The organism is Actinokineospora sp. PR83, assembly GCF_021056305.1.
Taxonomy (GTDB): domain Bacteria; phylum Actinomycetota; class Actinomycetes; order Mycobacteriales; family Pseudonocardiaceae; genus Actinokineospora; species Actinokineospora spheciospongiae.
The window spans coordinates 13,114-30,225 of record NZ_JAJCXD010000014.1 but is presented as its reverse complement, the minus strand read 5'-3'; the positions used below and the strand labels follow the sequence as shown (position 1 = coordinate 30,225).

The following is a 17,112-nucleotide window of genomic DNA, read 5'->3' as shown; positions in this document are numbered from 1 at the left end:
GCGGGGCCGTGCGGCTCTAGACACCCGCGTGCGCGAGGCTCTTCTCACCGGACTTGCGCAGGTAGAAGACCCACGTCATGACCGCGAACACCACGTAGGCTGCGATGAACACGTACAGCGCCGAGGTCGACCAGGTGGCGTGGGCGTCCGCCGCGGCGACCTTGGCCTCCGGCGTCTTCGCCGCCGCCACCGCGCCGCTGACCGGGACGCTGGCGAGCCGGAAGATCTGCTGGATCAGGAACCCGCCGAAGGCGCCGATGGCCCCGGCGATGCCGATGACCGCGGCCGACATCCGCTTGTAGGCCAGGGCCGTGGCGGTCGCGTCGAGCCCGGCGGCGTCGACCCGCCGCCTGCCCAGTTCGCCGAAGATGACCGGGATCATCCGGTAGGTGGACCCGTTGCCCGCCCCGGAGAGGGCGAAGATCACCATGTACGAGGCGAAGAACAGCCCGAAGCTGCGCTCGTTCACCCCGACCATGGCCAGCGCGGTGAACGCGGCCATGGCGACGAACACGAACAGGGTGACCCTGGCACCGCCGAGCCGGTCGGCCAGCCAGCCGCCGAACGGGCGGGTGACCGAGCCGATCAGCGCGCCGACGAACCCGAGGCCGGCCAGGTAGGTGCCGATGAACGGGTTCTGCGCCAGGAATTCCGGGAAGGTCAGCTTGATGACCAGCGGCAGCGCGAAGGAGAAGCCGATGAACGAGCCGAAGGTGCCGATGTAGAGCACCGACATGATCCAGGTGTGGCTCTCCCGCAGGCAGCTCAGGTACGACTTGGTGTCGGCCTTGGCCATGGTGAGGCTGTCCATCTTGAACCACGCGCCGATCACCGCGGCGACGATGAACGGCATCCACATGATGCCCGCGTAGGCCAGGTGCACCGGGTGGACCGGGTTCTTGGCGATGGCGTAGGGCACCCCGATGATGACCACGAGCGGCGTCACCAACTGCACGACCGCCACGCCGAGGTTGCCGCCCGCGGCGTTGAGGCCGAGCGCGAGGCCCTTCTTCTTCTCGGGGTAGAAGAAGGAGATGTTGGCCATCGACGAGGAGAAGTTGCCGCCGCCGAACCCGGCCAGCGCCGAGAGCACCAGCATGATGGCGAACTGCGTCCCGTGCGACTGCTCGCGCACGTAGTCGAAGTGCACCATCGCGGCCAGCGCACCGGTCGGGATGAACAGCAGGGCGGCGCTGATCGCCGTCCACAGCCTGCCGCCGAAGCGCGGCACGGCGAAGGTGTAGGGGATGCGCAGCGCGGACCCGACGAGGTTGGGCAGGGCGGTGAGCCAGAACAGCTCGCTGGCGGTGAACGCGGTGCCGCCGCCGAACCCGGCGTTGGACAGGTTCAGCACGACCACCGACCACAGCACCCAGATGGAGAACCCGAGGTGCTCGGCGAAGATGGAGAAGGCCAGGTTCCGCCGGGCGATCTTCTTCCCGGTCTTCTCCCAGAACTCGGCGTTCTCCGGCTCCCAGTGGTCGATCCACCGACCCGGCCGCCGGGTGGGGGCATCCGCCTGGGGCGGCGAATCGACGGTGAGACTCATGGAAACGTCCTCCTCTGCTGACCGTGGGGGAACCCTAGAGAGCCGGGATTTCCCACGCGTGGCCCAGGATGACGCCGGTGGCACTTCTTGCGCACTCCACCGGGTGGAGGCCAGTGAGGTCGGCGGTTCGGCCCGTTCTCGTCACCGGTGCCGGGTGGCGGGCGACGGGTTGTCACCGGGGGCGGAGGGCACTCCCACCGCGGGTCACGACCGACCGCTCAGACGAGTTGGCCGATCCGGTGCGCCGCGCGCTCCAGGCCGCGCATGGACCGCGACGTCGACTTCGGGTGCAGCGCGTGCACGGCGAGGCGGAACAGCAGGGCGCGCAGCAGCGCCTGCGGCCACTCCTCCAGGTGCGACCACCGCTTGGCCAGCGCGTCGTCGGCACCGCCCCAGGCCATGGCGTCGACCACCACGACCGCGGCGGCCCACTCCGGCGGGCGGTAGAAGGCGGTGAAGTCGATCAGCCCGGGCGGGGCCTCGTCGTCGAACAGGACGTTGCCGAACAGGTCGCCGTGCACCACCTGCGGGGTCAGCGAGATGTCCCGCCGGGACTCGGCGAACAGGTCGAACAGCCGCCCGCCCAGCTCCGGGGTCAGCCGGGGTGGGGCCTCCTCGCCCCAGGCGGCGCGGTCGGCGAGGGCGAACACGTCCGCGCGGGCCCCGAGGAACCGGGGCCGGGGCAGGTGCGAGGTGGCCTTGTGCAGCCGCAGTGAGGCCGACACGACCTCGTCGTAGCGGGGTTCGGCGCGGCCGGGGATGAACCGGAACGCCATCCACCCGCCGACGACGAACCGCCCGTCGCTGGAGCGCAGCGGGCGGGCGAGGCGCAGGTCGGGGACGGTGAGGTCGTTGAGGGTCTGCGCCACCCAGCTGGCCTCGGCGGGGCTGTCCGCCTGCCGCATGGCCACGTCGTCGCAGCGCCACACCGGTCCGTGGTCGACCAGCACCGGTTCGGCGTCGCGGGCACCGAAAGCGGCGCGCACGTGTGGGGGCGGCGGAGTGCTCACGGGTCGGGACGCTACCCGTCCCGGCCCCGCCGAGACGTGGGCGACACGGGTCCCGATGTATTGATCTTCGCAGGTGGGGGCGGCCCGGACGACCCGCGCGGGTCGTCCGGGCCCCCTCGGCTAGTAGGTCGGCAGGCTCGGGTCGACGTCGTGGGCCCAGCCCAGGACACCGCCGCCGACGTGCACCGCGTCCTTGAAACCGGCCTTGTGCAGCGCTGCGAGCGCCTCCGCCGAGCGCGCGCCCGACTTGCAGTGCAGCACGATCTGCTTGTCCTGCGGCAGCTCGGAGAACGCCTCCCCGGAGAGGATGCGGTCCTTGGGGATCAGCGTGGAGCCCTCGATCCGGACGATCTCGTACTCGCCCGGCTCGCGGACGTCGATCAGCGCGAAGTCGTCGCCCCGGTCGAACTTCTCCTTCAGCTCACGCGGGGTGATGGTGCTGCCCGCCGCCGCCTGCTGGGCGTCGTCGGACACCACGCCGCAGAACGCGTCGTAGTCGATCAGGCCCTCGATCGGCTTGGTCTCCGGGTCCTTGCGGATCTTGATGGTCCGGTAGGACATCTCCAGCGCGTCGTAGACCATCAGGCGGCCCAGCAGCGTCTCGCCGATGCCGGTCAGCAGCTTGATCGCCTCGGTCACCATGATCGACCCGATGGACGCGCACAGCACGCCCAGCACGCCGCCCTCGGCGCACGAGGGGACCATGCCGGGCGGCGGGGGCTCGGGGTAGAGGTCGCGGTAGTTGAGGCCCTGCCCGTTGGGGGCGTCGTCCCAGAACACGCTGACCTGGCCCTCGAACCGGAAGATCGAGCCCCACACGTACGGCTTGCCCAGCAGCACGGCGGCGTCGTTCACCAGGTAGCGGGTGGCGAAGTTGTCGGTGCCGTCGAGGATCAGGTCGTAGTCGCGGAAGATGTCCAGCGCGTTCGACGAGTTCAGGTGCTCCTGGTGCAGGTTCACCGTGACCAGCGGGTTGATCTCGGCGATCGACTCGCGCGCGGACTCCGCCTTCGGCTTGCCCACGTCGGACTGGCCGTGGATGACCTGGCGCTGCAGGTTGGACTCGTCGACGACGTCGAAGTCGACCACGCCGAGCGTGCCCACGCCCGCGGCGGCCAGGTAGAGCAGCGCCGGGCTGCCCAGGCCGCCCGCGCCGACCACCAGGACCTTGGCGTTCTTGAGCCGCTTCTGCCCGTCCACGCCGACGTCGGGGATGATGAGGTGGCGGCTGTAGCGGGCCACCTCCTCCTTGGTCAGCTCCTGCGCCGGCTCCACGAGCGGCGGCAAACTGCCTGGCATCGGCTCCTCCTCGAACACGGGTGTGGTCCCGCCGGCACCGGGGTGCCGACATCGGAACTGAACACCAGAATCCCACGGGGGATTCCACTCCTCCCAGCATCCGGGAGGGGAATCACGCTGTGCGTCAGCCCGCGGGCTGCGCCTGCGGGTTGGGCCAGGCGTTGGGCTTGCACACCAGCCCGTCGGTCTTCACCGCGTCGGTCAGCCCGACCGCCCGGTTGAGCTGGGCCACGTAGTTGTTCGCCACGCCGAAGCTCTGCTGCATCATCACCGGCGCGAGCTCCCCGTTCTGCACGCAGCCGACGTGGGTCTTGCGGAACGCGTGGCCGATCTCGTGGTTGATCGCGTACTGCCGGTAGGTCAGCATGTCGCCGCCGAAGACCACCGCGCCGCGCACCCAGCGGGCCAGGTTGATCATCACGCGCTTCTCGGTGCCGCGGTAGCAGGAGGACTCGTACTTGATCGAGTACCCGCACATGTCGGGCCGGTGCGCGGTGTCCGGGCTGGTCAGGCTCACCCGGAAGCTGGGGTCGGGGAAGTCCGGCTCGACCCGCTGCACGGAGATCTCCCCCACGCTGGTCCAGCCGCGGGGGTCGGCCAGTGTCTGGTCGACGAGTTGGGCGAACGCCGCGTCACCGCTGAACGCCGTCGGGTCGATGCCGTCCTCGACCTCGACGGTGTAGGTGTAGAGCTTCGGGCCGGTGCCGACCCGCTCGCCGTGCCCGGGCACCCCGTGCCAGGTGCCCGCGCCGGACTGGCTGTACTGGCCGCCGTTGGGCAGCTCCGCGGTGGGCACGGACACGTCCACCGGGGTGCCCGCCTTCTCGGTGACCTCCGGCGGCCCGCTCACCGCGGGCGCCCCGTCGGCCGCCAGCGGTTCACCGCCGGGGGTCGCCGCCAGCGCGTCGCCCTTGTCCCCCGCGGTCTGCACGGCGACCAGCGCCGTCACCGCGAGCAGGATGGGCAGCGCGTAGACCCGCCAGCCGTAGGCGGCGAGCACCCCGCGCACCCCGCGGGGCGCACTCCTCGGCCGCGGCGGGTCCGGGTGCCACGAGGCGGCCAACGGCTCACCCGGCACGCGGCGGGCACCACCGCGGAGGCGGTCGTCGTCCGGCGTGAAGCGGGACGGCGTGTCCACGGGCTCGGACCCGCTCGGCGTCGTTCGGCTCACCGGACCCAGGGTGCCACATCACCCGGAATCCGCAGCGGCACCACCCGATCAGGCGTTTTCCCCGCCACCGGCGCCCACTACCAGGTCCCGTCGGCGGCGGCCTCCCACAGCCCGAGCACCGCGCGCGCCACGGTGGCGGGCCGCTCCATCTGCGCGACGTGCCCCGTCCTGGGCAGCACCAGCAGCCTGGCCCCGGGCACCAGCCGGGCCGTGCGCGGCGCCTTGCGGACGGTCACCAGCTTGTCCTCGGTGCCCCAGACGACCAGCGTCGGCGCGGTGATCTTCGGCAGCATCCGCCACACCGACCGGGTGCCAGGGGCCAGCCACGACCGGATCAGCCCCACGGTGCTCTGCGCCAGCGCCGGGTTCGCCCAGGCCAGCTCGGCCCGCTCGGCGTACTCGTCCGCGGTCTCCTCCAGCCGCTCCTGCGACACCTGCGACGGGTCGGCGAAGCACAGGTTCAGCATCTGCGTCGCCCGCTGCCGCGGGGTGGTGCGGGCCAGCCGCCTGCGCGCGATGTTGCCGACGAGCGGCAGCATGGCCAGCGCCATCCTCGGGTCCGACATCCGCCGCGGGTCGGGCCGCAGGTCGGGCACCGCCGGGGACACCAGCGTCAGCGTCCGCACCAGGTCGGGGTGGCGCGCGGCGAGGTAGATGCAGATGGTGCCGCCCATGGAGTTGGCCAGCAGGTGCACCGGCCCCAGGTCCAGCCCGCGCAGCCAGGCCGCCAGCGCGTCCGCGTGCGCCTGGATGGTGAACGGGTAGCCCGCGGGGGGCGCCGAGCGCCCGAAGCCCGGCAGGTCGACGGCGATGCCCGGGGCGTACCCGGCGAGCTGACCGGCCAGGTCGGTCCAGTTGGTGGCCGCGCCGCCGAGCCCGTGCACGTACACGGCGGTCACCGGACCCTCTCCCGGGGTACGCCGGACGTGCAGGGTGATCCCGGCGGAGGTGATCTCCTCCCCCGGCCAGGCGGGGTGCGCCCGGTCCACCGGGGGCAGCGCGGCGGCGGACAGCGGGACCCGGGTCAGGTGGGCCCGCTCGGTGGTGGAGACGTTCATTTCCCCAGTCTGCCCGGCATTGCGCGACCTCGCCGCACTGAGATCCGGCTCACCCGGGATACTCCTCCGGGGGAGATTCCCCCGGGTCCGTGGCCCGATTCGGGTTACTGGCGAGTAAGCTCGAACCACCCGTTCGGGTTGGCGATCCCGCCCGATGGTTGCACGTGAGCGAGGGTGGAGGCGCATGTCTGAGACGGTTCAGCAGAACGGGGTCGGCCGAGGGGCCAGGCTCCCCCGCACCGCGCGGCGGGCCCAGCTGCTCGCCGCGGCTCAGGACGTCTTCGCGGCGAACGGGTACCACGCCGCGGGGATGGACGAGATCGCCGAGCGCGCGGGCGTCAGCAAGCCGGTCCTCTACCAGCACTTCCCCGGCAAGCTCGAGCTGTACATGGCGCTGCTGGACAAGCACGTCGACGAGCTGATCCGCCGGGTCACCGAGGCCATGGAGTCCACCACGGACAACAAGGTCCGGGTGCGCAACGCGGTCGGCGCCTACTTCGACTTCGTCGACAACGAGAGCCAGGCCTTCCGCCTGGTCTTCGAGAGCGACCTGCGCGGCGAGCCGCTCGTCCAGGACGCCGTCGACCGCGCCACCACCTCCAGCGTGGACGCCATCACCGCGACCATCACCGCGGACGCGGGCCTGGACGAGGCGCGCGCCCGGCTGCTGGCGGTCGGCCTGGTCGGCATCAGCCAGGTCGCGGCGATGGCGTGGCTGTCGGACAACCGCAGCCTCCCCAAGGACGACGCCATCGCCCTGATCAGCAACCTGGCCTGGCGGGGCATCGGCGGCGGTTTCCCCCTGCTGCCCCCGAACGACTGAGACCAGCCGTCCCCCGGCCCGGCCCGCGGCGCGGACCGGGCCGGGTGGCGTCTCAGCGGGTGAGCGCCGCCTGCGCGGAGACCCCGGCCAGCCGCAGGATGCGCGCCGCCAGTTCGGGGGCCCGCTCGTAGGGCAGCATGTGCCCCGCCTTCGGGTACCGCACGAACTCCGTGTCCGGCAGCGCCCGCGCGATCACGTGCGCGTGCTCCAGCGGCGTGACCCGGTCCGCCTCGCCCACCAGCACCTGCGTCCGCACCGACCGGTACACCGACAGCGCGGGCACGCGCGAGTGGTTGCGCAGGATGTCGCGCTGCAACGCGCCCATCGTGCCCTTGTGCGCCCGCCCGAGCTGCTCGGCCACCGCCCGGACGTCCACCAGCCGGAAGGTCGACCCGAACACCAGCCACCGCAGGAAGGCCAGCCCACCGAGCTCCTGCGCCCGCGACACCCGCGGGGCCACCCGGTCGGCGAGTTCGGTGACGGCGAGCGGCTCGACGGGAGTCGACCCGGCGGCAACCGGTCCGGCGGTGCCCGTGCCCCCCGGCACCGCCCGCGGGCCCGCCGTCGCGGACCGGCCGCGCGAGCGCCGGTTCAGCACGGCCCGCACCAGCGGCCGGGGCAGGCCGAAGGTGAGCTGCGCCATCTCCGCCGCCGAGGTCGACACGAACATCGCCCCGGCCAGCGACGCGGCCACCTCCGGGTGCGCCTCGGCGAGCGCCATCAGCGTCATCCCGCCCATGGAGTGGCCCACCACGACGACCTGCCCCGAGGGCGCGCGGTCGGCGATCAGCTCCGCGAGGTCCGAGGCGAGCCGCGGCAGGGTCGACCCGTCGCGCGGGCCCGCGGCGGAGCGGCCGTGGCCGCGCTGGTCGTAGCGCAGGACGCGGACGTGCGGGGCCAGGAGGGGCTCGACCACGTCCCACACCCGCAGGTCGCTGGTCCACCCGTGCGCGAGCACCACGGTGACGGGCGCGGCGGCGGGGCCGGTGTCGAGCACGTGCAGCGCCACGCCGTCCGAGGTGCGGAAGATGTCAGCCACGGCACGGGAGGTTACTACGGAGTGGCCGGCAAACCTACTGGCGAGTAAGAACCCCGGTCCGCCCCGCCCCCGAGGAGGCGGACCGGGGCGGCTCACGCGGTGACCCGCCGCGGCACCTCGGCCACGTCGAGCAGCCGGGCCAGCCGGGAGGCCACCTCGTCCACCCGCTCGTAGTTGAGCATGTGGCCCGCCTCCGGGTAGACCGCCAGCTCCGCGTCGGGCAGCGCGTCGGCGATGGTGCGACCGTCGGCCACCGAGCAGAGGCGGTCGCGGCCGCCGGACATGACGACCGCCCGCACGCCGCGGTAGACCGCCAGCGCGGGCAGCCGCTCGTGCTCGTTGAGCGAGCTGCGGAAGCCGACCATGTTCGCCGGGTTGCACCGGCCGACCTGGGCGGCGGTGGCCGCGATGTGCTCAGGGCGCGGCTTGCGCCCGAACAGCAGCCAGCGCACCCCCGGCCGGGCGAACCCGGCCAGGCGGCGGCTGAGCAGGCTGGGCCTGCGTGCCCTGGCCAGCCCCAGGTTGACGAGCTTCTCCCCGAACAGCACCGGCGCCGCCACCCAGCGCGGCAGCCCCAGCGTCAGCCGCGACAGCCCCCCGGAGGTGGTGGCCACGAACGCCACCCCGGCCACCCGCTCGGCGACCAGCCGGGGGTGCCGCTCGGCCAGCGCCATCAGCGTCATCCCGCCCATGGAGTGCCCGCCGAGCACCAGCGGGCCGGTCGGCGCCACGGCGGCGACCACCTCGGCCAGGTCGTCGGCGAGCCGGTCGATGGAGGCCGACCCGTGCGGCGCCGACGCGGAGTCGCCGTGCCCGCGCAGGTCGAACCGGACGATGCGGTGCCCGGACAGCCGCGCCACCACGTCGTTCCACGACGTGTGGTCCAGCGTCCAGCCGTGCAGCAGGACCAGGGTCACCGGCGCGTGCGCGGGGCCCTCGACGACGACGTTGAGCCGCACGCCGTCACTGGTCACCAGCTCGTTCACTTGACCAGCCCCGCGATCCGCCACAGCGGCATCGTGGGACCGCCGACGAGGTCCGCCTCGCCCAGGAACTTCATGATCCGCTCACCCCAGTAGTGCAGGGTCGCCCGGAAGTGCGGGTTGTTGCGCGCCACCTTCCGCGCCTTCCTCGGGTCGAGCCCGACCGCGGCGTAGACCCTGGGGTTCACCAGGCTCAGCATCACGAAGTAGGACACGATCGCGGTCAGCGCGCGGTGGTAGTGCTTGGCCAGGAACCCCGCCTGGGACATGGCCTGCACGACCTCCTGCCTGGCGAAGGTGACGTGCCTGGCCTCCTCCAGCACGTGGATCCGGTTGACCATCCGGATCAGCGGCTGGAGCGTCTCGTCGGCCATGTGCTCGCGCTGCATCCGGTCGAGCACCTCCTCGGCGACGAGGATCGCGGCGTAGGCCGACGGGCCGCGACTGAGCGCGGGCAGCACCTTCGCCAACTGCTTCACCCACGGGCGCGGACCGTAGGCGGGGGCGCCGAAGCGCTTGCACGCCTTGCCGAACATGGTGGAGTGCCTGCACTCGTCGGCGATCTCGGCGAGCATGTAGTGCACGTGGTCGGTGGTCGGGTCGTGCCGGTAGACCTGCTTGAGCAGCATCTGCATGAGCAGGACCTCGAAGAAGATGCCGGTGCTGGCGATGCTGGCGATCTCGTGCTTGCCCAGCTCGATGCGCTGCTCCGGGGTCATCCGGTCCCACAGCTCGGTGCCGTAGAGGGAGATCCGGTGCTCGGGGTGGTAGTGCAGCCCGTCGGTCGTCGGGGCGTCCCAGTCGATGTCGATCAGCGGGTCGTAGAACTTGTCCGCGGAGGACTTGAGCAGCCTCCCCGCGGTCTTCTCCCGATCGGCTACCTTGGCCACCTGCGTTGCGCGGCTCATCGGCGAGTCACCCCATCTTCAGGCTTGATCCAACATGCGTTACTTCCGGTAACAGTTACTTCTGGTAGCATGAATCGCATGACCGATCGTGTCAAGCGCCACAGGCATGCGGATCCACGCGAATCCGGGGACGCCCGCCGGGACCGGTGGAAGTCGCACCGGGCGGCCCGGCGCGAGGAGTTCGTCGAGGCGGCCCTGCGCGCCCTCAACGAACACGGCCCCGACCTGGGCATGGAGCACGTCGCCGCGGAAGCGGGCGTCACCAAGCCGGTCCTCTACCGCCACTTCACCGACAAGGCCGACCTGTTCCTGGCCCTCGGCCACCGCGGCACCGAGATCCTCTTCGAGCGCCTCATCCCCGCCATGAACCGCGAAGAGGCCCCCCTCCCCCGCATCCGCAAGTGCCTGGACGCCTTCTTCTCGATCATCGAGGAGTACCCGAGCCTCTACCGCCTGCTGGTCCGCAGCACCTTCGCCGACCGCAGGATGGACGCCGACATCGTCGCCGAGGACAAGCGGGTCATCGCCAACGCGCTGTCCACCCTCCTCGGCGACTACCTGCGCGCCTTCCAGATGGACTCCGGCGGCGCCGAGGTGTGGGGCCACGGCATCGTCGGCATGGTCCAGAACGTCGGCGAGTGGTGGCTGGAGCGCCGGACCATGAGCCGCGACGCGGTGGTCGAGTACCTGACCCAGACCATCTGGGCGGCCATCGACGGCACCCTGCGGGCGAACGGCCACGTGCTCGACCCCAACAAGCCGCTGGACATCAACAAGGTCATCGAACTCGGCAACGGCACCACCCCCGTCGGCGACGGCGCGGCCCTGCAGGAGCGTGAGGCATGAGCACCCCCCAACCCGAGGACGACGGCTACTCCGGCCCCGCCACCCTCCTGGTCGCCGACCGGGAACTCCAGGTCAGGGTCGAGCTGCGCGGCCACTTCCAGCCCATCGACGGCTACTACCGCTGGTACGGCCGCATCGCCGCCGACCCGGCCCTGTCGGAGCTGCTCGGGGGCCGCAAGACCGGGGCCACCCTGCGCACCCCGGGCGGCGAATCCCCCTGCGAGCTGTCCGACCCCGACCCGTGGGACCGCTACCGGGTCATGGGGACCAGCACCCCGCCCTTCGTGGTCCAGACGACCCTGGACCGAGCCGAGACCTGATCCGGCCCCGGCACAGCGAAGGCCACCGCCCCGGTCGGGGTGGTGGCCTTCGGCTTCCGGTGAGCGATCAGGGGGCGAAGCCGACCTTGCGGGCGTCGGCACCACCGATCTCGACGTAGGCGACCTTGGCGGCGGCCACGACGTAGCGACGACCCTTGTCGTCGGTCAGGGCGAGGGTGCCCGACGGGTTCTTGAAGGCGTCGGCGACCAGGGCCTCGACCTGGTCAGGGGTCTGGGTGCTGTTGAGCACGAGCTCCCGCACGGTGTCCGAGACACCGATCTTGACCTCCACGCAGACCTCCGGGAATCAGAATCGAACAGCTTCCCCGCGAAGGCTAGTACGCCCGACCGCCCCTCCGCGCGAAGGGGCGCCCGGTTTCACCACGCGCGAAACCGGCGGACCCGGTGGTGGTGCCCGCCGCTCAGCCGAGCCCCAGCGTCGTCATCCGCTTCCCGTGCTGCTGCTGCAACCGCCGGAACAGCGCCGCGATGCCCGCCAGGTCACCCGTCCCGGCGACGATCAGCTCGGCCAGGCCGTCGCGCTCGGCGACGACGTACTGGGCCTGGGTGAGCGCCTCCCCCAGCAGCCTGCGGCCCCACAGCGCGAGGCGGTCGCGGACCGCGCGGTCGCGGTCGATGGCGGCGAGGACCTCCCGCTCGGCGAACGCCGAGTGCCCGGTGTCGGCCAGCACGTCGAGCACCAGGGCCTTGGTCGGGTCGTCGAGCCAGGACCCGATCTCGCGGTAGAAGTCGGCCGCCAGGCCGTCGCCCACGTATGCCTTGACCAGGGATTCCAGCCACGAGCGGGGGGCGGTGGAGGCGTGCCAGGTGTCGATGTGGCCGATGAACGGGCGGATGGCGTCCTCGATGTCCACCCCGTGCGCGGCCAGGTACTGCTGGATCTTGGCGTAGTGCCCCATCTCGGCGGCCGCCATCTCCGACAGCGCGGCCCGCCCGGACACCGTCGGGGCCGACCGCGCGTCCTCCGACAGGCGGTCGAAAGCGGACAGCTCGCCGTAGGCCAGCACCCCCAGCAGGTCGACGACCCCGTCCGACAACGTGCCCTCGGACACCCCGGCCTCAGCGCTCTCCATGGTTGGCAGCGTATCCGGCGGTGGTCACGGGTAGACTCACGAGGACGTCCGGCCGCGCCGAGGGATTCGGCGATGGGCTCGGACTCGCGAGAGACCTCGGGAAACTCGCGGCGAACTGCGCCGCGGACCGAGCCGAAGAGGGTGCGCGCATACCTCGCAGGCCCTCCCGCGCCCCGTACCGGCGGCGCGGTCGAGCGGCCCGACCAGGGCAGTGCGCGCTGGTATGAGAGAGGTTGATCATCCTGACGCAGGACACCACCACCACCACCGAGAACGACCCGGTCGCGCTGGAGCACAGCGAGGCGGGCGTTCCGGAGACCGACACATCGCACCCGCTGACCGCGGGGGCCCCGGTCAGCGAGCTGGCGCCGACCTTCGCCGAGCTGGGCGTCAAGCCCGAGATCGTGCGCGCGCTGTCCGAGGCGGGCATCGAGCGCACCTTCGCCATCCAGGAGCTGACGCTGCCGCTGGCGCTGGCGGGCGACGACCTGATCGGCCAGGCGCGCACCGGCATGGGCAAGACGCTGGGCTTCGGCGTGCCGCTGCTGCAGCGGGTCACCACCCCCGGCGACGGCACCCCGCAGGCCCTGGTCGTGGTGCCGACCCGCGAGCTGTGCCTGCAGGTCACCGCCGACATCCGGGACGCGGGCAAGCACCTGGGCATCCGGGTGCTGTCCATCTACGGCGGCCGCCCGTACGAGCCGCAGGTCGCCGCGCTGACCAAGGGCGTCGACGTGGTCATCGGCACCCCCGGCCGCCTGCTCGACCTGGCCGAGCAGAAGCACCTGGTGCTGGGCAAGGTCCGCGCGCTGGTGCTCGACGAGGCCGACGAGATGCTCGACCTGGGCTTCCTGCCCGACATCGAGCGCATCCTGCGGATGGTCCCCGACGAGCGGCAGACGATGCTGTTCTCGGCGACCATGCCGGGCCCGATCATCACCCTGGCCCGCACGTTCCTCACCCGGCCCACGCACATCCGGGCCGAGGAGAACGACGCGAGCGCGGTGCACGAGCGCACCGAGCAGTTCGTCTACCGGGCGCACTCGCTGGACAAGATCGAGGTCGTGGCCCGGTCGCTGCAGGCCGAGGGCCGCGGCCTGACGATGATCTTCACCCGGACCAAGCGGACCGCGCAGAAGGTCGCCGACGAGCTGACCGAGCGCGGCTTCGCCGCCGGTGCCGTGCACGGCGACCTGGGGCAGGGCGCGCGCGAGCAGGCGCTGCGGGCGTTCCGCTCCGGCAAGGTCGACGTGCTGGTCTGCACCGACGTCGCCGCCCGCGGTATCGACGTGACCGATGTCACCCACGTCATCAACTACCAGTGCCCGGAGGACGAGAAGACCTACGTCCACCGCATCGGCCGCACCGGCCGCGCGGGCAAGACCGGCGTGGCGGTCACCCTGGTCGACTGGGACGAGGAGCCGCGCTGGAAGTCCATCAGCGACGCGCTGGGCCTGGACAAGCCCGCCCCGGTGGAGACCTACTCCACCTCCGAGCACCTCTTCGCCGACCTGCACATCCCGGCGGGGTCGACGGGCAGGCTGCCGATGGCGCAGCGCACCCGCGCGGGCCTCGACGCGGAGCCGGAGGAAGACTTCGGCGGTCGCAAGAAGCGCGGCGGCACCCAGGAGCGCACCCGCCGCACCCGCTCCACCGGCGCGGCCCGCCGCGAGGCGGGCGAGTCCGTGCGGCCACCGGCGGAGGACGGCAGCGGTGAGGGCGACAGCAGGCCGCGCCGCAGGCGCCGCCGCCGCGGCGGCGTCGACTCCGCGGGCGACGCGCCCGAGCAGCAGAACCAGACCGACCAGGCACCGGAGGGCCCGCGGGCGGACGCCCCGGAGGCGCCCGGCGAGGCGGGCGCGGACAAGCCCGCCCGCTCGCGCCGCCGTCGCCGCCGCACCGGTGGCGGCGACCAGGCCGCCGCCGAGTCGACCGCGGGCGACAGCACGGGGGCAGCGGACTAGGTCGTGTTTCGGAAGTCTCGTTCGATGAGAGTCGTGATCGGGGTGGTTCCTGGTGGTGCGGGACGAGGGCGCCGATACCGGGGTTGTATCGGTGTCCTCGGCCCGTGCCGCCAGGGGCCGCCTCGGCGCGGCTATCGCGAACACGGACTTTCGAAACACGGCCTAGGGCTGTGACCCGGCAGACCCGCGACGTCGCCGTCGAGGACGTCCTCGACGGCGACGTACCCCCCATCCCGGCCGTGCCCGCCCGCACCCGCTTCACCCGCCGCCGAGACCTGGTCGCGGGCTCCCTGCTGACCGTGGCCCTGCTGACCGCGGCAACCCTGCTCTGGCGCGACAGCGACTTCCGCGCCACGACCTCGACCACCGCAGACACCCCGGCCACCACGCCGCCGGCCCCGCGGTCGGTCCCCGCGACCCTCACCGAGGTCTGGCGTGCCGACAGCCCCGCCACTCGGACCCCCACCACGGCGGGCCCCTCGGTCATCACCGGCCAGGCGGGCGACGTCCACGGCCGCGACCCCCTCACCGGCGCGATCCGCTGGACCTACCACCGGGACCTCCCCCTCTGCACCGTCGGCACGGCGTGGACCAAGGCGGTGGCCGTGTACCGCACCGAAGGCGGCGCCCTCCCGGAGAGCGACCCCCGCCACCGGGGCGGCTGCAGCGAGGTCTCCAGCCTCGACGGCGCCACCGGAACCCTCGACGCCACCCGCAACTCCGACGCCGAACCCGACACCCACCTCCTCGCAGGCGGCACGCACCTCACCAGCACCGGAACCCACCTGCTCACGACGTGGCACTCGAACCTGGTGAAGGCCCTGGAGTACGGCCTGGTCCCCACCCCGGTGAACCCGGACCGCCAACCACGCCCCGGCTGCACCCACCGCTCCACCCTGACCTCCGCGAACTCCGTCGCCGTGATCGAACGCTGCGCCCAAGAACCCGCCGACCGGCTCACGGTCCTCAAGGCGGTCCCCGAGGACGCGGACGAGCCGGAGGTCATCACCAGCCGCCTCCTCCCCACCGACCGGGCCACCCTGGTCGCCATGACCGACCACGCCACCGCGGTCGCCCTGCCAGACCCCGACCGCATCGCGGTCTACGACGAACAAGGCATCGAAGACCGCTCCTACCCGATGCCCCTGGGCTCGACCCCACAACCCCCCACCCCCCTGACCACAACCGCGATCGGCGCCTTCCACTGGTTCACCGGAACGAGCACCGTCGCACTGTCCACAGCAGACCTGCATCCACTGTGGACCACCCAGGACACCCTCGGCCCCGCGGCCACCTTCGCGGGCCACGCCCTGGTCCCGGTCCCCGACGGCCTGGCGGTGATCGACCAGTCCACAGGCGAACGCCTGAACACGATCCCCGTGGACAGATCCGGGTACAAAGGACCGGTGACCATCACCAGCACCGGCCCGGTCGTCCTCGAACAACGAGGCCCGACCCTGGTCGCCCTGAGGTAAGCAGACGGGTTCACCCGGAAGAGGGAAAGTTGTCCACACCTCTCCCAGACCCCCGAAACCGTCAGACCCCAGCGTTAGCCTTGATTCGGAACGGCGCGCGAGGCAGTGGGCTTTGTGGCAGGTGTCGGTCCCACTCCGCACCTCCCGGTCCAGCCCGCCAGCCCTGAACGCAGACCGAGTGGAACGCAGTCAGCACCGAGTGGCGAGCGCGGCAGGCACCGGGACATGCAATGGGGTGCGCAGCGCACCGGGCGGCGAGCGCGGCAGGCAGCGGGATGGGCAGCGGGCGGTGAGCCGCCCACCAGCCTGGAACAGCCGATCCGGTCGGCTGGGGCGGAGCACTTGCCACCGGTGCCGCCCGGTGCCACCGCGCCACCCGCCTGCCCGCCCGCACCCGCTGCGACCCTCCTCGCACTGGCCGTCCCTCCCTTGCCCCCTGCGGCACACTCGAACCCATGCACTCACAGGTCACCCCCCACAGCGCCGAGGCAGTGACGCTCGAAGGCCGCTTCGGCCCGGTCGGGGCCCTGCGGCGGGCGGGTGCGGGGCCGCTCGTCCTGCTCGTGCCCGGGTACACCGGTTCCAAGGAGGACTTCGCCCCGCTGCTGGACCCGATCGCCGAGGCGGGGTTCGAGGTGGTGGCGATCGACCTGCCCGGGCAGATGGATTCCGCCGGACCGGAGTCGGAGTCGGGCTACCTGCCCGAGCCGCTGGGGGTGTTCCTGGCCGAGTTGGTCGAGAAGTTCGCCGCCGAGCGGTCGGTGCTGCTGACCGGGCACTCCTACGGCGGTCTGGTGTGCCGCCGCGCGGTGCTCGCGGGGGCGCCGGTGGCCGGGCTGACGCTGATGGACAGCGGCCCCGCCGACCTTCCCGTCGGGCCGCGCAGGCACATGCTGGACATCGGGGAGCCGGTGTTGCGGGACAACGGGGTGCCCGCGGTGCACAAGATCCTGGAGGTGCTCAACGGGCAGAGCCCGCGGTGGCAGCGGATGTCCCCCGCGCAGCGCGAGTTCCTCGGCGCCCGGTTCCTGCGGAACAGGGCCGAGGCGCTGCTGGGCATGGGGTCGGGTCTGCGCACCGAGCCGGACCTCGTCGCCGAGTTGGCCCGGGAGTTGCGCGCCTCGAACACGCCCGTGCTGGTGATCTGCGGCGAGAACGACGACGCGTGGCCCGCGTCCGCGCAGCGGGACATGGCCGACCGGTTGGAGGCCGACTTCAGCGTGGTGCCGGATGCCGCGCACTCGCCCGCGATCGAGAACCCCGAGACCCTGTTGGCCACCCTGATCCCGACGTGGCAGGCGTGGACCAGTTGATCTCGCCCCGGCCCACCCGGATCGACCACGTGGGCCCGACCCCGGATCAGCCCGGCGAGGCGCGACAGCACGACTCCGCCAGGCAGCACCGGGGCACGTAGGCCAGGGGCCGACCACTCCTCGACATGGCACGTGCCTGCTCACCGCGCGGACAGCGGCGGGTGGGTGCTGGACGAACCGGCTGCGCGGACAGCGGCGGGCGCCGACCGCGCGAATGGCGGCGGGTGCCAGGCCGTCCGGCCGGGTGGCGGTGGGTACCA

The 17,112-nt window shown here is 72.4% G+C and carries 16 protein-coding genes; 6 read left to right on the top strand and 10 right to left on the bottom strand.

The genetic code is table 11. The annotated features are described in order from the left end of the window. Positions 1-16: 16 nt before the first annotated feature. From L6E12_RS04535 to L6E12_RS04515, 5 genes are all read right to left on the bottom strand, one after another. Positions 17-1,549 (bottom strand): MFS transporter, encoded by a 1,533-nt coding sequence (locus L6E12_RS04535; protein ID WP_236226600.1) that lies wholly within the window; start codon positions 1,547-1,549, stop codon positions 17-19. 218 nt (positions 1,550-1,767) lie between these two features. Continuing rightward, the gene (locus tag L6E12_RS04530) at positions 1,768-2,559 is read right to left on the bottom strand and encodes a TIGR02569 family protein (RefSeq protein ID WP_236226599.1); all 792 of its coding nucleotides are present in this window, start codon (positions 2,557-2,559) and stop codon (positions 1,768-1,770) included. 120 nt (positions 2,560-2,679) lie between these two features. After that, positions 2,680-3,858: an adenylyltransferase/sulfurtransferase MoeZ gene (gene moeZ / locus L6E12_RS04525; RefSeq protein WP_236226598.1), complete on the bottom strand. Its 1,179-nt coding sequence runs from the start codon at positions 3,856-3,858 to the stop codon at positions 2,680-2,682. A 124-nt stretch (positions 3,859-3,982) separates the two neighbouring features. Beyond that, on the bottom strand, positions 3,983-5,029 hold the full coding sequence (locus tag L6E12_RS04520; protein ID WP_236226597.1) for a DUF3152 domain-containing protein: 1,047 nt from the start codon (positions 5,027-5,029) through the stop codon (positions 3,983-3,985). A gap of 77 nt (positions 5,030-5,106) precedes the next feature. After that, on the bottom strand, positions 5,107-6,087 hold the full coding sequence (locus L6E12_RS04515) for an alpha/beta fold hydrolase (RefSeq protein WP_236226596.1): 981 nt from the start codon (positions 6,085-6,087) through the stop codon (positions 5,107-5,109). Between the two features lie 184 nt (positions 6,088-6,271). Between L6E12_RS04515 and L6E12_RS04510 the strand changes: the two genes are divergently transcribed. Beyond that, positions 6,272-6,910, top strand: a complete 639-nt coding sequence (locus L6E12_RS04510) for a TetR/AcrR family transcriptional regulator (RefSeq protein WP_236226595.1) — start codon at positions 6,272-6,274, stop codon at positions 6,908-6,910. Between the two features lie 52 nt (positions 6,911-6,962). On the opposite strand, the gene L6E12_RS04505 is transcribed toward L6E12_RS04510, so the two are convergent. The 3 genes from L6E12_RS04505 to L6E12_RS04495 form a co-directional block, all read right to left on the bottom strand. Further along, complete coding sequence (locus L6E12_RS04505) at positions 6,963-7,949, bottom strand: alpha/beta fold hydrolase (protein ID WP_236226594.1); 987 nt, start codon at positions 7,947-7,949, stop codon at positions 6,963-6,965. A 92-nt stretch (positions 7,950-8,041) separates the two neighbouring features. Further along, a complete protein-coding gene (locus L6E12_RS04500) occupies positions 8,042-8,935 on the bottom strand; it encodes an alpha/beta fold hydrolase (RefSeq protein WP_236226593.1) in 894 nt (297 codons plus the stop codon). Then, the gene (locus L6E12_RS04495; protein ID WP_236226592.1) at positions 8,932-9,840 is read right to left on the bottom strand and encodes a diiron oxygenase; all 909 of its coding nucleotides are present in this window, start codon (positions 9,838-9,840) and stop codon (positions 8,932-8,934) included. Before L6E12_RS04495 ends, L6E12_RS04500 begins: the two co-directional genes overlap by 4 nt. A gap of 69 nt (positions 9,841-9,909) precedes the next feature. Between L6E12_RS04495 and L6E12_RS04490 the strand changes: the two genes are divergently transcribed. Both L6E12_RS04490 and L6E12_RS04485 read left to right on the top strand, forming a co-directional pair. Then, a complete protein-coding gene (locus L6E12_RS04490) occupies positions 9,910-10,686 on the top strand; it encodes a TetR/AcrR family transcriptional regulator (protein WP_236226591.1) in 777 nt (258 codons plus the stop codon). Continuing rightward, positions 10,683-11,006 (top strand): DUF4873 domain-containing protein, encoded by a 324-nt coding sequence (locus tag L6E12_RS04485; protein WP_236226590.1) that lies wholly within the window; start codon positions 10,683-10,685, stop codon positions 11,004-11,006. Before L6E12_RS04490 ends, L6E12_RS04485 begins: the two co-directional genes overlap by 4 nt. Positions 11,007-11,073: 67 nt before the next feature. Here the strand turns inward: L6E12_RS04485 and L6E12_RS04480 are convergent, their stop codons facing one another. Both L6E12_RS04480 and L6E12_RS04475 read right to left on the bottom strand, forming a co-directional pair. Continuing rightward, positions 11,074-11,298, bottom strand: a complete 225-nt coding sequence (locus L6E12_RS04480) for a DUF3107 domain-containing protein (RefSeq protein ID WP_035279292.1) — start codon at positions 11,296-11,298, stop codon at positions 11,074-11,076. 130 nt (positions 11,299-11,428) lie between these two features. Continuing rightward, positions 11,429-12,100 (bottom strand): ferritin-like fold-containing protein, encoded by a 672-nt coding sequence (locus tag L6E12_RS04475; RefSeq protein ID WP_236226589.1) that lies wholly within the window; start codon positions 12,098-12,100, stop codon positions 11,429-11,431. A gap of 233 nt (positions 12,101-12,333) precedes the next feature. Between L6E12_RS04475 and L6E12_RS04470 the strand changes: the two genes are divergently transcribed. The 3 genes from L6E12_RS04470 to L6E12_RS04460 all read left to right on the top strand — a co-directional run bounded on the left by L6E12_RS04470 (position 12,334) and on the right by L6E12_RS04460 (position 16,852). Beyond that, on the top strand, positions 12,334-14,064 hold the full coding sequence (locus L6E12_RS04470; protein ID WP_236226588.1) for a DEAD/DEAH box helicase: 1,731 nt from the start codon (positions 12,334-12,336) through the stop codon (positions 14,062-14,064). 170 nt (positions 14,065-14,234) lie between these two features. Then, the gene (locus L6E12_RS04465) at positions 14,235-15,539 is read left to right on the top strand and encodes a hypothetical protein (protein ID WP_236226587.1); all 1,305 of its coding nucleotides are present in this window, start codon (positions 14,235-14,237) and stop codon (positions 15,537-15,539) included. Positions 15,540-15,994: 455 nt separating this feature from the next. After that, the gene (locus L6E12_RS04460) at positions 15,995-16,852 is read left to right on the top strand and encodes an alpha/beta fold hydrolase (RefSeq protein WP_236226586.1); all 858 of its coding nucleotides are present in this window, start codon (positions 15,995-15,997) and stop codon (positions 16,850-16,852) included. The last annotated feature ends 260 nt before the right edge of the window (positions 16,853-17,112 follow it).

Bases quoted from the DNA above. Each gene is read 5' to 3' on its own strand.
- L6E12_RS04535 (WP_236226600.1), bottom strand. From the start codon at position 1,549: ATGAGTCTCACCGTCGATTCGCCGCCCCAGGCGGATGCCCCCACCCGG.
- moeZ (WP_236226598.1), bottom strand. From the start codon at position 3,858: ATGCCAGGCAGTTTGCCGCCGCTCGTGGAGCCGGCGCAGGAGCTGACC.
- L6E12_RS04515 (WP_236226596.1), bottom strand. From the start codon at position 6,087: ATGAACGTCTCCACCACCGAGCGGGCCCACCTGACCCGGGTCCCGCTG.
- L6E12_RS04510 (WP_236226595.1), top strand. From the start codon at position 6,272: ATGTCTGAGACGGTTCAGCAGAACGGGGTCGGCCGAGGGGCCAGGCTC.
- L6E12_RS04495 (WP_236226592.1), bottom strand. From the start codon at position 9,840: ATGAGCCGCGCAACGCAGGTGGCCAAGGTAGCCGATCGGGAGAAGACC.
- L6E12_RS04490 (WP_236226591.1), top strand. From the start codon at position 9,910: ATGAATCGCATGACCGATCGTGTCAAGCGCCACAGGCATGCGGATCCA.
- L6E12_RS04485 (WP_236226590.1), top strand. From the start codon at position 10,683: ATGAGCACCCCCCAACCCGAGGACGACGGCTACTCCGGCCCCGCCACC.
- L6E12_RS04475 (WP_236226589.1), bottom strand. From the start codon at position 12,100: ATGGAGAGCGCTGAGGCCGGGGTGTCCGAGGGCACGTTGTCGGACGGG.
- L6E12_RS04460 (WP_236226586.1), top strand. From the start codon at position 15,995: ATGCACTCACAGGTCACCCCCCACAGCGCCGAGGCAGTGACGCTCGAA.